The following is a 14,657-nucleotide window of genomic DNA, read 5'->3' as shown; positions in this document are numbered from 1 at the left end:
CGTCAAAGCGGCGCTTGTCCTTTGCCCCTGAGGCCACGGGCCCAATGGAGCGCACGACAGGCCCACCATGCGCAGGTCCGACCGCGCCCCCCCTATAGCGGCCTAGCCCTCAGACGTGGTGTGACGTGATGTCCGTGAGGCCAACGCGGCCTTGAGGTGTTCCAGGTAGCTCAGCAGTACCGGGATCACCGCCAGCACCAGCAGGGTCGAGACACCGAGGCCGAAGGCGATGGTCACCGCCATGGGGATCAGGAACTGGGCCTGCAGCGAGGTCTCGAACAGCAGTGGCGTCAGTCCACCGATGGTCGTCAGGGATGTCAGGAACATGGCCCTGACCCGCTGCACCACCGCCTCGTTGAGAGCCGCGTCGATATCCCGCCCGGCGTCACGCTCGTGACGATAGAAGGTCACCAGGATGATCGCATTGTTGACCACGATCCCGGACAGCCCGAACAGCCCGAACATCGACAGGATGGTGAGATCCAGCCCCATCACCCAATGGCCCAGCAAAGCCCCCACCAGCGCCAGCGGAATGGTCGCCATCACGATCAGCGGCAGGCTCCAGGAGGCAAATACCCAGGCCAGCACCACATACATCAGGCCCAGCCCGATGATCAGGCCGGTACGCATGTCGGCGAAGGTATCGCGCTGGTCCGCCGCCTGGCCCTCGAAGGTGTAGCTCAGGTGGTAGCGCTCGGTCAGCGCCGGCAGCACCTCGGCTTGCAGCGCCTCGACCACCGTGGCGGTGTTGGTCACCTCGGTGTCGAGATCGGCACTCACCTCCACGGCCAGACGGCCATCGGCGTGACGCAGCGCCTCGAAGCCCTGGCGGTGATCCAGCGCCATCACCTGGTCCAATGGCACCAGGCGGCCATCGTCCACTCGCACCATCAGCCGCGGCAGGGTCGCCAGGTGCTCACGCTGGTCCTGCGGCAGCAGCACCCGCACCTCGATCTCGTCGGCACCGTCCTGATAGGTCTGCACCAGCACGCCATCGAAGGCTGCCCGCAACTGGCGCCCGAGTTCCCGGGTGGTCAGGCCCAGCGCCTGACCATAGGCGTTGACCGAGTAGATCAGTTGTTCGCGCCCCCAGGGCATGTCGTCCTCGGGCTCCAGCACCCCGGGCAACTGTCCGAGGCTGCGGGTCAGTGATTCCGCCGCCCGCTTCAGCGACTCGGCGGACTCGCCGACCAGGCGCACGTTGACGTCACGCCCCGGTGGCCCGCCGCTGCGCTCGACGATGGACAGGGTGTCGAGTCCCGGGACCTCGGACAGACGCTCTCGCCAGGCACGGATAAACGGCAGATTGCGCACCGAGCGCCGGTCGGACGGCACCAGCTCGACCATGATCGAGCCGACATTGTCACCGGTCCGTCCGCTGGCGTCGGCGGACAGGGTGCCACCCACGCGCACCACGGCGCTGCGCACCAGATCCCCGCCGAGGGCCTGTTCGGTGTCGTCGAGGGCCTTTTGCATGGTGGCCAGATAGTCCTCGACCCTATCTCGAGAGGTGCCGGTGACGAAGCTCAGGTTGGCGTAGAGGATGTTCGGCTCCGGCGTGGGGAAGAAATTGAACGCCAGACGCCCGCCCGCCAGGAGTCCCACCGTCACCAGCACCAGCGCCAGCGCCGCGCTCAAGGTCAGCGCCCGATGGCGCAGGGTGCTGGCGGAGAAGCGTCGGAAGGGCCCCTGGCGAAAACGATCGAAGCCGCTGTCGAAGGCACCTCGCAGACGCCCCAGCGGCCCCGGGCGGCGCTCGCCGCCGGCGCGAGGTGAGAAGGCGTTGCGCAGGTGGGCCGGCAGCACCACGAAGCACTCCAGCAAGGAGGCTACCAGCACGCAGATCATCACCACCGGAATGTCGCGCAGGATGTTGCCGATGATTCCCCCCACCATCAACAGCGGCATGAAGGCCGCCACGGTGGTCAGCGACGACGCCACCACCGGCCACAGCATCCTGCGGGCCGCACCCGCCGAGGCCAGGCGTGCCGCCTCGCCTGCTCGAAAGTGAGCATCGGCGTCCTCGCCGACGACGATGGCGTCATCGACGATCACCCCTAACGCCATGATCAGGGCAAACAGCGAGATCATGTTGACCGAGCCGCCGATGCCCCAGAACACCGCCAGGGCACCGAGAAAGGCGGTGGGAATACCGATGGCCACCCACAGCGCCACCCGCGCCGGAAGAAACAGATACAACAGCGCCAGTACCAGCACCAGGCCGCCCAGGCCATTGTTGATCAGCAGACCGATGCGATCGGCGATCAGCTGCCAGGTCTCGTCGTGGACCTCCAGCGTGATGCTCTCCGGCAGCTCCGCGCGGGTTTGCTCCAGCCAGCCATTGAGCACCTCGGCGGCGGCCAGTGAGTTGCCGCTCTCCGAGCGCTGCAGCATCAGCTCCACCGCCGGCTGTCCATGGTGGAGCACCTCCACCTGTCGCGGACGGTTCTCCTGGCGGATCACCGCGATGTCACCGAGCGCCAGACGCACCCGCTGGCCCCCGCGCACCGCTATATCGGCGAACTCCTCGGCGCTGCGGCGCTGTTCCACCGCGCGCAGCTCGCGCTCGCCATCCTGACTGCCAAGCAGCCCCGCGGGCAGGTCCAGCGACAGTCCCTCGATGCGCTCGGCGATCTCCGGCAGGCTCAGGTCCAGCTCGCCAAGCCGCTCCACCGGCACCTCCACGCTGATCTGCTGCTCCGGCAGCCCGACCAGCTCGACCCGATCGATCCCGGCCGACAACAGCTCGTCCTCGAAGCGACGGGCCAGCCGACGCAGCGCCTCGCGATCGACGTCACCGGACAGTATCAGGCGGGCCACCGGCTCGAAGTTCTGGGCCCGCGAAACGCGCGGCTCCTCGGCGTCCCCGGGCAGATTGGTGAAGCCATCGACCTGCTCGCGCACATCATCCAGCGCCAGCACCGGGTCGGTACCCTCGTAGAACTCCAGGGTAATGCTCGACACCCCCTGGGCCGAAGTCGAGGTCATCCGCTTCAGGCCATCGAGATTGCGCAGGCGCTGCTCCAGCGGGATGGTGATGCCCTGCTCCACGTCTTCCGCCGAGGCGCCGCTGTAGACGGTCTGCACCGAGACGATGTCCAGCGCAAAATCGGGGAAGAACTGAATGTTCATCCGCGACAGGCCCAGGGCGCCGCCGATCAGCATCACCAGCATTACCAGGTTGGCCGCGACCCGGTGGCGGACAAAGAAGCCGATCGGGCCTCTGGGGGCATTCGGTTGGGTATCTTCGCTCACGGGCCGGTCTCCGCCCGAACATCGTCGCCCGCGGACGGTGAGCTCACAGACTCACCAGACCTCTGGCCAGCCAGGTCCACCACTCTCAATCCTTCGATGGCGTTGGGCAGATGGGTGGTGGCCAGGCGCTGGCCGTCGGCCAGACCCTCACCGCTGACGATCACCCAGGAGCCCCCGTCAGGCCCGCTGGTCTCGCCGTGACGCCTGACCTCAATCGGCCGCAGGCGCCCCTGCTCGATGACGTAGATCCGATCGGCACCGTACAGGGCGCTGAAGGGTATCGCCGCACTGTCGGCCACCTCGGGACGGGCCAGCGACAGCGATACCAGCGAACCAGGCCGCAGACGGGCCGGTGAGGACACCACCTCGAGGATGGCCTCGGTGCCGGCGGGGTCCCCCTGGCCCGACAGTGCCCTCAGCCGATAGCGCCCGCCCTCGTCGTCGACGGCCTCAGGGCGAGCGCCATCGGCCAGGCTCGACACCAGTTCGGACTGCACGCCCCTGGGCACCCGGGCACGTACCTCGAGACCATCGAGCGGGATCAGATCGAGCAGGGCGTCACCCTCGCGCACCCGGTCGCCCGGCGCGACTTCCACCGCGGTGACGATACCGGCAAAAGGCGCTTCGGCCCGGGCCCTTCGCGCATCGCGACGGGCTTCGGCCAGCGACGCCTCGGCCTGGCGCCGCTGGGCCTCGAGACTGGTCAGCCTGGCGGGGTGCCCGTCGAGTTCGCCCTGGCGACTGACCAGCGTCACCTGGGCTCGGGCGATTTCGTTCTCGTCGGCGTCAAGCTCGGCCCGGGAGGCCAGATTACGCCGCACCAGCGAGCGCATACGCTCGAGCTGACTGCGGGCGTTGTCGAGCAGCGACTGTTCCCGAGCCAGCGCCTGTCGATCGCTCTCGAAGCGAATCTTTTCCGCCTCGATCTCGGCCTCCAGCCGTGCCACCTCCGCCTCGGCCCGCGTCACCACCGGCACCACGTCTTCCTCGGCCAGGGCTACCAGCAGGTCGCCCTCTTCGACCCGGTCACCATCACGTACCGGGCGCTGCCCGACGTGGCCATCCAGCGACGCCACCAGCCTCAGGCGATCCGGCGCCAGCACCTCGCCGTAGAGCGCCAGGGTCGGTGCGTGGCGGCCCAGCGACAGCGTCATGGCGGCGACCGGCCACTCGCGTTCTTCCACCGTTACCGGAGGCGGCGCCGGCCGCGTCACCTTCAACAGCCAGAACCCACCCACGCCAATCGCCAGAACCACGATCGGTAGCAGTCGCTTCAGCATTCCATCCATTCCCTTGTTCAGACCGCGCCCTTTGCAGTTGAAGCGCTGTGTCAACGCATGCCGATAAAGCCACTTGGTAGTGTGCTCAAGCCGACAGTCACGTCGAAGACACCACCTGGCGTCTTCGCTGCACAGGCTCCTGCCACTGTTGCCCAGCCGAGGGCACGACGCAATCGCTCGCCGCCAACGACTTTATCCCTGGTGCGCATGACCCCAGGCCGAACCCGCCGATTCGGGCGCCAGGCCTGTTGCGCGCACGCCACGACGGGCGGCCCTGCGATGCGCTATCATGCCGCCACTCATCGAGGGAGAGATCATGCCTGCCGCCCTTCCATTGCCACTGTCGACGCCCAACCGCAATCTGATCCGCCTGACCTTTGTACGCGGCATCACCTGGACCGGCTTCCTGGTCGCCATCATCGTCGGCATCGAGCTCCTGGACTTCGCCCTCGACGTTCCTGCGGTGATCGCGGTGATCGTCGCCATGGGCCTGATCAATATCGCCACCTGGTGGCGCCTGGGCCGGCCCAGGGATGTCAGCCATCACGAGTACCTGATTCACCTGCTGCTGGACGTGGCCGGGCTGACCCTGCTGTTCTACTTTACCGGCGGTGCGACCAACCCCTTCATCACCTACTATCTGGTGCCGGTGACCATCGCCGCCGCCACCCTGCCCTGGCGTCACGCCTGGATCCTGGCACTCACCGCCATGGCCGCCTACAGCGCCCTGATGGTGGTCTACCATCCGGTGCCACAGCTGGGCTCCCATTATGCCTCCAGCGTCAACCTTCACGTGCTCGGCATGTGGCTCAACTTCTTCCTGTCGGCAGGCCTGGTAACCTTCTTCATCTACAAGATGGCCCACGCCCTGCGCCATCGCGACCAGACCCTGGCTCGGACTCGCGAGGCGGCGCTGCGCTCGGAACAGGTGCTGGCGGTGGCGACCCAGGCCGCCGGCACCGCCCACGAACTCGGCACGCCGCTGTCGACCATGGCGGTAGTGCTGTCCGAACTCAAGAACGAACACCACGACGACCCCAGGCTGGTGGAAGATATCGACCTCTTGCGCCAGCAGGTTGACACCTGCAAGGCGCGCCTGCGCAACCTGGTCGAAAGCGCCGACCTCCGGCGCAAGGACGAGCCAGAGACCCGCGACGCCCAGAGCTGGCTCGACGGCGTGATCGACCGCTGGCTGGTGCTGCGCCCGGACGTTACCCATCGCCTTGAGGTCGCACGCAGACGCGGCCAGCCATCGATCGCGGTGGATACCACCCTGGACCAGGCGCTGACCAACCTGCTGAACAACGCCGCCGACGCCCAGCCAGACGATATCGAGATCCAGCTCGACTGGACCGCCGACAAGGTGATCATCGATATCCGCGATCATGGACCAGGTATCCCCATGTCGATCGCCGACCAGCTCGGCGAGACCTTCGTGTCGACCAAGAGCAAGGGACTGGGGATCGGTCTGTTCCTGACCCACGCCACCATCAATCGCTTCGGTGGGGGCGTCAGTCTGTATAATCATCACGACGGCGGCACCCTGACCGAGGTCACCCTGCCCCGCGTCGGCTGAGTCTCCATTCACGAGGACATCATGCAAGACACCGCACACCGGCTACTGATCATCGATGACGATGAGGTCTTTTGCCACGTACTCGAACGTGCCATGCAGCGCCGCGGCCACGAGGTCGAGGTGGCCCATGACGCCACCCAGGCGCTGGAACTGGCGCGTCGCCACCAGCCTGAGGTCGCCACCCTGGACCTCAAGCTCGACCAGGACTCGGGGTTGAAGCTGTTGCCCGAACTGCTGGAGGTGGTTCCCGACTGCCGCATCGTGGTGCTGACCGGCTACTCCAGCATCGCCACAGCGGTGGAGGCGATCAAGCTCGGGGCGGTCAACTACCTGTGCAAGCCAGTGGACGCTGACGAGGTACTCAGCGCCCTGGAACAGCGTGAGGGCAATCCCGAGACCGAGGTGGCAGACAACCCGCCGTCGATCAACCGCCTGACCTGGGAGCATATCCAGAAGGTGCTGCAGGAACACGACGGCAACATCTCGGCCACCGCCAGGGCGCTCGGCATGCACCGTCGCACCCTGCAGCGAAAGTTGCAGAAGCGCCCTGTCCGGCGTTGATGAAACCTTCGTACGCCGCTGGTGATAGCTCTCGAGACAGTAGCCCCGCGCTAAAGCAGACGCCCGATACAGCGGACACCCGATACAAAAGAGACGCAGCCCAAGGGCTGCGTCTCTTGTTTGAGCTCAGCACGCTAGTGCATGCCCGACGTCGGGTGTCTCTCCGTCCTTCTCTACCGTCCTTCTCTCTACCGGCCTTCCCTACCGTCCTTCATTGCGCCAGGCGCCTCTAGATCAGAGGTCTTTGCGCCCGTGCATTTTACGCCCAGACTCTCAACACGAAGGGCCAAGCGCCAGGGGGTCTGCAACAGAGGCTCTGCAACGGAGGCTCTGCAACAGCGTGCTCTACTGGGCGGTCCAGCCCAGATCGATATTCCAGCTGGCGCCGGTGACTGCACCGGCCGCATCCGAGGCAAGATACCCGACCAGGCTCGCCACCTCGGAGGGGTCGATCAAGCGCTTCACGGCGGCATTCTTGAGCATGATCTGCTCGATCACCTCCTGCTCCTCCATCCCATGGAGTCTGGCCTGGTCGGCGATCTGATTGTCCACCAGTGGCGTCTTGACGTAGGCCGGACACAGGGCGTTGGCGGTGATGCCCTGGGCGCCGCCTTCCAGCGCAGCCGTCTTGGTCAGCCCGATCATGCCATGCTTGGCGCTGATGTAGGCGGCCTTGCCGGGCGAGGCCACCTGGGCATGGACCGAGGCGATATTGACGATGCGCCCCCAACCATTCTCGCGCATCGACGGCCAGGCCGCCTGGGTCAGCAGGAAGGGCGCGGTCAGCATCAGATCGATGATCTGACGCCATTTTTCCTGGGGGAACTCCTCGATGGGAGCGACGTGCTGGATGCCGGCGTTGTTGACCAGAATATCCAGCCGCCCGAAACGCCTCAGGGCTTCATCGACGGCGCCGCAACAGGCCTCGGCCTGGGTCAGATCGGCCTCGTGGAAGACCGCACCCTCGGCCTCGGCCACCTCCCGTCCGGCCGGGTTGAAGTCGACCGCCAGGACTTGATGCCCCTGAGCACGCAGATGGGCGACGACCGCCGCACCGATGCCGCTGCTGGTGCCGGTCACCAGGGCAACTCTGGGAGTGGAATGATCGCTCACTATTGCTCTCCTCTGGGTCTGCAACACATCACCCGTCGAACGGGTGGCGTCTTTCTGATGGTGATTCCTGCCAACGCCTACATCAGCATCCCAGCATATGCTAGTGCTGCATTGCAGCGCCAGCCGGACAAAGGTCTCGATCGCTCACTCGGGGGCCGTCATCACCTTGTCCATCAGCCGCTGTGCCAAGCGACAGGATTCCTGGCCACAGGCAGACGACAGTACATCGTCTGCAGACCGGCCTGAAACTCAATATGTATATTTAGCTGAGCACAACATATATGCAGCCGTGCGCTGCTATTGATCCACATCATATCAAAGCATAAGTATTTGTTGACCTGACAACATCGGGATAACACGATCCCCCCACGACCCTTGTCGCACGCAGGAGATACCTCTTTTATTTCCACGGCAGGGAAGTTGTCTTTCAAGAGTATAAAATTTGCCCGTAAATCATAAACAGGGAGCGGGATATGGACAGAATGTATTTACGCCACACCCCTTCCATTAAATATTCTGACCCTACCGACAACACAAACCTTTTATCAAACAACACTTTCCAACGCTGTCCAAGGAAATCATCAATTCCATCCAACCAGACGAGAACACATTCGCCATGTTGATAGCGATGCAAAAAATAGATCAGGAAATCGATAGAATGACTGGATACCTGATTCTTATTGCAATGATCAGCCTATTCCTGCTGATCGCTTTTGGAGCAGTTTACCGACTTTTCCTCAATACAATCAACTATCCATTTGGACTCGTTGATTTGCTCACAATCTGCATCGTGCTTCCAGGAGCAACAATGGCTCATCGACGGGGGTGCTATTTCGCCCTTACATACATCGCGAACACGCTCCCCGATAGTGCAAGGAACAAGATCATGATTCTCGCTCAATTAGCGACAATGAAGATCATGATCATACTAACCTACCTTTTCCATGAAAATCTCCTGCTTGCAAACATAGAACACATATTTTATGAGGAAAATCTTCGCGCCTTGGGCCAGACAATGCTACCTATCATGTTTATGATGATGAGCTACACCTCCTTGATTGCATTTTCACGAGCATGGTTTACGACACCACCAACTGAGGCGATCACTCAATGACCCCCTTGAGTCTGGTGTTTGCTGTCCTGGCAGAACTTCTAGTACTTGGAGTTCCCGTCATCTTCGTGATAGGGGTAGTGGGCGTTGGTCTAATCGAGACGCAAGACCTGACTTATGGACTAGTCACTTTTCAGTTCTTGCACAATATGCAGAGTCTGCAGTTGGAAGCCATCCCTTTACTCATCGTAACCGGAGATCTCATCACTCATGGAAGAGTCAGTGCCAGCTTGAAGAGTCTCACCTTTGGCGTCTTCGGCATCGTGAAAGACGCTACCCCTCTGTCGCAGACGGTTTCAGACACGGCATCCGAACCAGACACTGCAAGTAGTCATGGGCCTGTCACGCAATTGTTATCAGGCACGTCAAACAACCTTGGCCACGCACCGCAATACCGAACCAATAGAGCTATCCCGACAATTGTGAGTGCATTTACAGCGCTATCGGTTCTTGCTGCCGTTTTTATATCAGTCTCTTACATGCTAGCCAGTGACGTGTATCCAAAGCTGGTTCCAGCAATACTCGTGCTATCCGCTATTCTGACCATCATCTGTACATATCAGAACACTCATTCACGCTCATACCATGATGGAAACCTCCGTTCGCCCTCTTTTCTGTTTTCAGTATTTTCTGCCATATGGGATCTAGCGATACCCTTGATTGTGATTGGTGGGGTAAGCTCCTACATATTCCGTTTTTCGGAAGCAGCGATGCTGGCTGTCATCCATGCTTTACTCGGAGCATTATTTATCCATAGAACCTTAGCGCTACGCGACATACGCAGAATCTTGATTCAATCATCAATAACCTCATCTGTGATAATAGTAACAATTGGATTTTCCGGATTACTCAACGCGAGTCTTCAGCACTCTGGAATTTCGGACCGCATTATCGAAACAGCGCTTTCCCTTGACAGCACCACCTACTCCACACTACTTATCGTTGCTACTGCGGTGGTGGTGACAGCCTGTTTGACAAGAGCCGTCGCTGCACTGATCATCTTGACACCGCTAGTCTATCCCTTGACCGACCAGCTTGGTATAGACGAATTCCAGCTTGGTTTTTTCATGATTTCCCTGACCAGTATCGGGGCCCTCTTTGCACAGCTCTTGGTCGAACTCTACAAGCGTCCAACAAGCGAACAAGGCACACCATCGCGATGTCACAGCCTTGCATCAGGCTATCTCCTCATAGTCTCTATTTCAATATTTATTGTAGTAAGCTGTACATTGAGCCAATAAATAAAAATATATCAATCAACCATTACCAGGAATTCACTGATAAAAACGATATAAAGTCACGACCAAGACAGCACTTTTATCAATAATGTAACAAAGCCACCCACAGCCATGCCCCCGGACAGTGACTGCTATCATGTCGACTCACTCGGGGGCCGTCATCACCTTGTCCATCAGCCGCTGTGCCAGGCGACAGGCCTCGCCCATGTCGTCGACATCGCCAAGGTCGTTCAACAGCAGGCAGCGCCACAATATGTCCCCGGCCATGATTTCCGGCTCCAGCTCGAATTCCCCCCTTGGCAGCTCCAGCACCTGAGGCCCGGCCGTGCCCGTATCGCACGCCTCGGCGGATTCCCGCACCAGCGCCAGCGACAGGTCGCAGGGCGTCAGCCAGGCGCCAACCAGCCATCCAGGACGGCCAGGACAGGGCGCAAAACACAAGGCATCCACCGCAAGCCGGGGGTGAAACTCCGGGCGCGCCTTGAACGCCTGCAGGTGACGATCACTGAATTCCCTGGCAAGACGTTCCAGCCGCCGGTACTGCTCCATCGATAACGCCGACATCACACCTTCCTGTCACTGTTGAACCCTTGATTCCCCGTTACTGTCCTCGACACCCACAGGCACGCGCCGAACGGGAATGTTAGACTTCAGCCAAAATCCCTCCCCCTGCAAGGAGTCGCCCATGACCCTCGAGGAACGTCTGGAAGCCACCATCGACATCGCCACGGCGGCTGGCAAGATGATCCGCGATGCCCGCGAAGGTGACGACCTCAAGCATCACTTCAAGGAAGGCCAGGAGCTGGTCACCGATACCGACGTGGCGGTGGACACCATGATCACCGAACGCCTGGAATCGGCCTTCCCCGGCGAGGACCGCCTCAGCGAGGAGCTGGCCCCCGACAAGGATGCCGTGGAAGAAGATGGCGCCCTGTGGGTGGTCGATCCCATCGATGGTACCGTCAATTTTGCCCACGGACTCTTCCATGTGGCGGTGTCCATCGCCTACGTCAAGGATGGGGTCACCCAATTGGGCGTGGTCCATGCCCCCTTCCTCGGCGAGACCTTCACCGCAATACGCGACAAGGGCGCCTGGCGCAATGGACAGTCGATCAGCGCAAGCCAGAGCGAGTCCCTCGAGCAGAGCCTGGTCGGTACCGGCTTTCCGTACCGGCGTGATAGCCGTCTGCCCCTGATGCGACGCCTTGGCGCGGTGCTTCACCACTGTCGCGATGTGCGTCGCAACGGCGCCGCCGCCCTGGATCTGTGCGATGTCGCCTGTGGTCGCCTGGACGCCTACTACGAAACCGTCTCTCCCTGGGATTTCGCCGCAGGCTGGCTGATCGCCCGAGAGGCCGGCGCCCGCACCGGGCACCTGTATCCCTGCCCGGAGGGCCTGCCCGAGGACCTTTACGGCGAGAACCTGCTGGTCAGCGCCCCGGCGATCTTCGACGAACTCGGAGAGCTGCTGCGCCAGGCCGACGCAGGGGAATTGCGCGATATCGGTATCGGTTGAGCGTCGACTTTTCGCCATGCCGATAGCCGTGTTCGATCGAACGGCATTCAGCAACGCTATTGGCCTTCCGCGACGCAATCCGTCACAATGCGCGCCATCCACTTACTCATTGACCGTCCCGCCGCATGGCGTCGGACAGGTCGCTGATTCAACACTACCCACTGCATCAACGATGCGAGGAGCTTTCATGATTGTTGTCATCTTCGGTCGCCCCGGCTGCCCCTTCTGCGTACGCGCCAAGGAGCTCGCCAACTCTCTGAGCGACGCCGGTCGCATCGAGGGCTACCGCTACGTGGACATTCACGAAGAAGGCATCACCAAGGCCGATATGGAAAAGACCATCGGCAAGCCGGTCACCACCGTGCCGCAGATCTTCGTCGACCAGACCCACGTGGGCGGCTTCACCGAATTCGACCAGTACGTTCGCGACAATGAGCTGATGCCTGCCTGAACCGACGGCACAGCCGGTAACAAGACGGGAAGCCCACATGGGCTTCCCGTTTTTTTGCTGAAGACCCCACGAAACGTGCGCCTGGTCATGCCACCTGCCCTGCCCATCCTGGCCAACAGAGCTTGCCCTCACCCGTCTGGCCGCCGAAACCGTTGAACGTTCGCCCGTCGTTGAAAGATCGTCCCTCCTTCCTGCCTATACTCACAGAACAGGCTTCCTGGCAGGCAAGGATCGGCAATGACAGAGCAGCAGCGCTTCGTTCAGCAATTGTGGCTGGACTACGTCCATCAGCACCCTGACATCGGTGCGCTGCGCCTGTGGCCGGTGGATGCGCCGGTCGAGTGCTTCACGCTGGTCACCGTGAGCCAGTCCCCCTGGAGCCTGGCCTCCCTGTTGCCGGCTCTTGAACAGCACGGCTACCGCCCTCTATATCGTTACGCCCTGCCCGACCGAGGCCTGCTCGCCTGCCTGTTCGCCGGCCGTGAAGAAGGGCCGAGACTGAACATCGTCGAGCTGCAGACCACCCGTCTGTCGCGCCAGCCTCGCGATACTCTGCTGAAGCTGGTCGCCACCGGCAACGCAGAACGAACCCCATTGCTTGGCGCCAACCGCCCCTGGTCGATGCCTGACTGGGACAGCTACCAGCAGCTTCATCGCGCCCATCCACTGGCCGGCTGGCTGGCGGTCATGGGCCCCCGGGTGCATCACGTCGCCTTCGATTGCCGCAGACTCGACAGAAGCCTGGTCGAGCTGGACCAGGCACTCCAGCAACATGGCCTGCACGCCGGACAGAACGAGGATCTGGCGCTCCCCCTGTCGGCGATGGTCGAACACCGCTTCTACCCGACCTGTTCTCGGCGTCTGGCGTTCGCCCTGGGAGATGAACATCGGGTGCAGCTCGGCGGCCTGCTGCTCTTGGAAAAACAGGCCAGTGCGGGCCAGCAACGCACCGCCGACGTGATGCTGCCACCCCACAGCCGCTGCGAAATCACCTGACGCCGGGCGTGGCGTCAGCCGACGGCGTCGGCTGTGTGCTCTTCTTCACCCTCCAGGTCCAGCTCAAGCTGCTGGGGCTCGTAGCGGGGATCGATCTCGGCGAAGTGCGGAGTCTCCATCACCGGCTGAGCGACGAAGGGCTCCTGCTCGACCGACTTGCCCCGCTCACCGTGGAGCCTGACCATCACGAACATGGCCAGGGCAAAGGCCGCCATGCCGAGAAACAGCCATAGCCCGTCGGGACCCGCCGCCTGCATCACCAGCGAGGCACTGAAAGGCCCGATGACCGAGCCGATGCCGTACCAGATCATCAGCTTGGCATTGGCAGCGACCACCTCCTCGGGTTCGAGCCAGTCATTGGTATGGGCCAGACTGAGCGAATACAGGGTGTGCAGCATGGCAGTGTGGCCGCAGGCGATCGCCAGCAGCAGCCAGAAGCTGGCACCGGCCGCCGCCGAGATCAGAGCACCGGTGACGGTCATTACGATCGCCATCCACAGAATGACGCGACGCCGGTCGAGTCGATCCGAAACCCGTCCCAGCCCCCACTGGGCGACCAGCGCCACCAGGGTGGTAACCGCCATGAACTTGGCGGTCTGGGCAGTGGTCAGGCCGATCTCCTGACCGTAGTACGGAGTCATGGCGAAGAACGCCTGCACCATCAGGCCGCCGGTAAAGGCACCGACCAGGCCCACCGGCGCCCGCCGATACAGGGTCGACAGACGAATCTTGCGCGGCGTCACGTCGTGGTGACGACTGGGCCCCTGGATACGATGAATCGACAACGGGACCAGCGACAGCGCAAACAGCATCCCCACCACCGAGAACAGTACCGGGCCGCCCGGGTCGGCCAGATTGAGCATCCACTGGCCGCCGGCCAGCGAGGTGGTCGAAATCACCATGTACCAGCCCAGAACGCGACCGCGATTATCGTTGCTGGACTCCCCCGACACCCAGGACTCCATGACCATCAACAGGCCCGCCGTGGCACCACCCCCGATCAGCCGCCAGACCAGCCAGGCCCAGGGATTGATCCACAGTCCATGAAGCATGGCGGTAACCGCCAGCGACGCCGCACAGGCGGCGAACACGCGAATATGGCCGACGCTGCGAATGCGCTTCTCGAGCCAGTAGCTTCCGGCCACGAACCCCAGCGAGAAGCTCGACATCAGAAGCCCCGCCATCTGGGAGGGGAAGCCCTCCAGCGACATGCGGACCCCGAGCAGGGTCATGATCAGACCGTGACCCAGCAGGAAGCTGATCTCACACAGGAACAGAACCGGGAGAGTGGCAGGGAGTGCGCGCAACACAGACCTCCGTGGCGATGGCGAATGGCCGGCCGAGAGCCCGTCTCGACCAGTGACCTGGGCGCCGCATTGTACCTGCCAGGGCTCGAGTCTCCATCCCTCCCACGAGGTTCATCCACAGATTCTGTGGATAAAGCTGTGCATCAAGGCGTTTGAACCGTCCAAAAGCCCGATCACTGCGGCACCGGACTCAAGATGGTCATAAATTCGGCAACCGCGACAGGGTCTCGCAAACGCCAGCGGCCCGGCGTAA

At 62.3% G+C, this 14,657-nt stretch carries 12 protein-coding genes; 7 read left to right on the top strand and 5 right to left on the bottom strand.

The window, feature by feature from the left end:
- Positions 1-102 precede the first annotated feature (102 nt).
- Both RBB39_RS09495 and RBB39_RS09490 read right to left on the bottom strand, forming a co-directional pair.
- Positions 103-3,255, bottom strand: a complete 3,153-nt coding sequence (locus tag RBB39_RS09495; RefSeq protein ID WP_260425376.1) for an efflux RND transporter permease subunit — start codon at positions 3,253-3,255, stop codon at positions 103-105.
- A complete protein-coding gene (locus RBB39_RS09490; protein WP_045991462.1) occupies positions 3,252-4,535 on the bottom strand; it encodes an efflux RND transporter periplasmic adaptor subunit in 1,284 nt (427 codons plus the stop codon). Before RBB39_RS09490 ends, RBB39_RS09495 begins: the two co-directional genes overlap by 4 nt.
- 316 nt (positions 4,536-4,851) lie before the next feature.
- Between RBB39_RS09490 and RBB39_RS09485 the strand changes: the two genes are divergently transcribed.
- Both RBB39_RS09485 and RBB39_RS09480 read left to right on the top strand, forming a co-directional pair.
- Complete coding sequence (locus RBB39_RS09485) at positions 4,852-6,111, top strand: ATP-binding protein (protein ID WP_045991463.1); 1,260 nt, start codon at positions 4,852-4,854, stop codon at positions 6,109-6,111.
- A 21-nt stretch (positions 6,112-6,132) separates the two neighbouring features.
- Positions 6,133-6,672: a response regulator transcription factor gene (locus tag RBB39_RS09480; RefSeq protein WP_045991464.1), complete on the top strand. Its 540-nt coding sequence runs from the start codon at positions 6,133-6,135 to the stop codon at positions 6,670-6,672.
- A gap of 345 nt (positions 6,673-7,017) precedes the next feature.
- Here RBB39_RS09480 and RBB39_RS09475 read toward each other — a convergent pair whose 3' ends face one another.
- Positions 7,018-7,785 carry a 3-hydroxybutyrate dehydrogenase gene (locus RBB39_RS09475; protein ID WP_371931868.1) on the bottom strand — a complete coding sequence of 256 codons (768 nt, stop codon included), beginning with the start codon at positions 7,783-7,785 and terminating at the stop codon, positions 7,018-7,020.
- Between the two features lie 658 nt (positions 7,786-8,443).
- Between RBB39_RS09475 and RBB39_RS09470 the strand changes: the two genes are divergently transcribed.
- A complete protein-coding gene (locus tag RBB39_RS09470; protein WP_124804723.1) occupies positions 8,444-8,899 on the top strand; it encodes a hypothetical protein in 456 nt (151 codons plus the stop codon).
- Positions 8,896-10,137 carry a TRAP transporter large permease subunit gene (locus RBB39_RS09465; RefSeq protein ID WP_083970212.1) on the top strand — a complete coding sequence of 414 codons (1,242 nt, stop codon included), beginning with the start codon at positions 8,896-8,898 and terminating at the stop codon, positions 10,135-10,137. The genes RBB39_RS09470 and RBB39_RS09465 overlap by 4 nt, the downstream gene beginning before the upstream one ends.
- 141 nt (positions 10,138-10,278) lie before the next feature.
- Here the strand turns inward: RBB39_RS09465 and hybE are convergent, their stop codons facing one another.
- Positions 10,279-10,698 carry a [NiFe]-hydrogenase assembly chaperone HybE gene (gene hybE, locus RBB39_RS09460; RefSeq protein WP_045991466.1) on the bottom strand — a complete coding sequence of 140 codons (420 nt, stop codon included), beginning with the start codon at positions 10,696-10,698 and terminating at the stop codon, positions 10,279-10,281.
- Between the two features lie 121 nt (positions 10,699-10,819).
- On the opposite strand from hybE, the gene RBB39_RS09455 reads away from it, so the two are divergent.
- The 3 genes from RBB39_RS09455 (at position 10,820) to RBB39_RS09445 (ending at position 13,097) form a co-directional block, all read left to right on the top strand.
- The gene (locus tag RBB39_RS09455; protein WP_045991467.1) at positions 10,820-11,650 is read left to right on the top strand and encodes an inositol monophosphatase family protein; all 831 of its coding nucleotides are present in this window, start codon (positions 10,820-10,822) and stop codon (positions 11,648-11,650) included.
- A 187-nt stretch (positions 11,651-11,837) separates the two neighbouring features.
- Positions 11,838-12,101 carry a GrxA family glutaredoxin gene (locus RBB39_RS09450; protein ID WP_045991468.1) on the top strand — a complete coding sequence of 88 codons (264 nt, stop codon included), beginning with the start codon at positions 11,838-11,840 and terminating at the stop codon, positions 12,099-12,101.
- Between the two features lie 237 nt (positions 12,102-12,338).
- Complete coding sequence (locus tag RBB39_RS09445) at positions 12,339-13,097, top strand: DUF1338 family protein (RefSeq protein ID WP_045991469.1); 759 nt, start codon at positions 12,339-12,341, stop codon at positions 13,095-13,097.
- 14 nt (positions 13,098-13,111) lie between these two features.
- Here RBB39_RS09445 and RBB39_RS09440 read toward each other — a convergent pair whose 3' ends face one another.
- Positions 13,112-14,404 (bottom strand): MFS transporter, encoded by a 1,293-nt coding sequence (locus RBB39_RS09440; RefSeq protein ID WP_045991470.1) that lies wholly within the window; start codon positions 14,402-14,404, stop codon positions 13,112-13,114.
- Positions 14,405-14,657 lie beyond the last annotated feature (253 nt).

The organism is Halomonas sp. MMSF_3323 (assembly GCF_030733595.1).
Taxonomy (GTDB): Bacteria; Pseudomonadota; Gammaproteobacteria; order Pseudomonadales; family Halomonadaceae; genus Halomonas; species Halomonas litopenaei.
The sequence above is the reverse complement of the archived record's forward strand: the minus strand, read 5'-3'. Positions and strand labels throughout refer to the sequence as shown.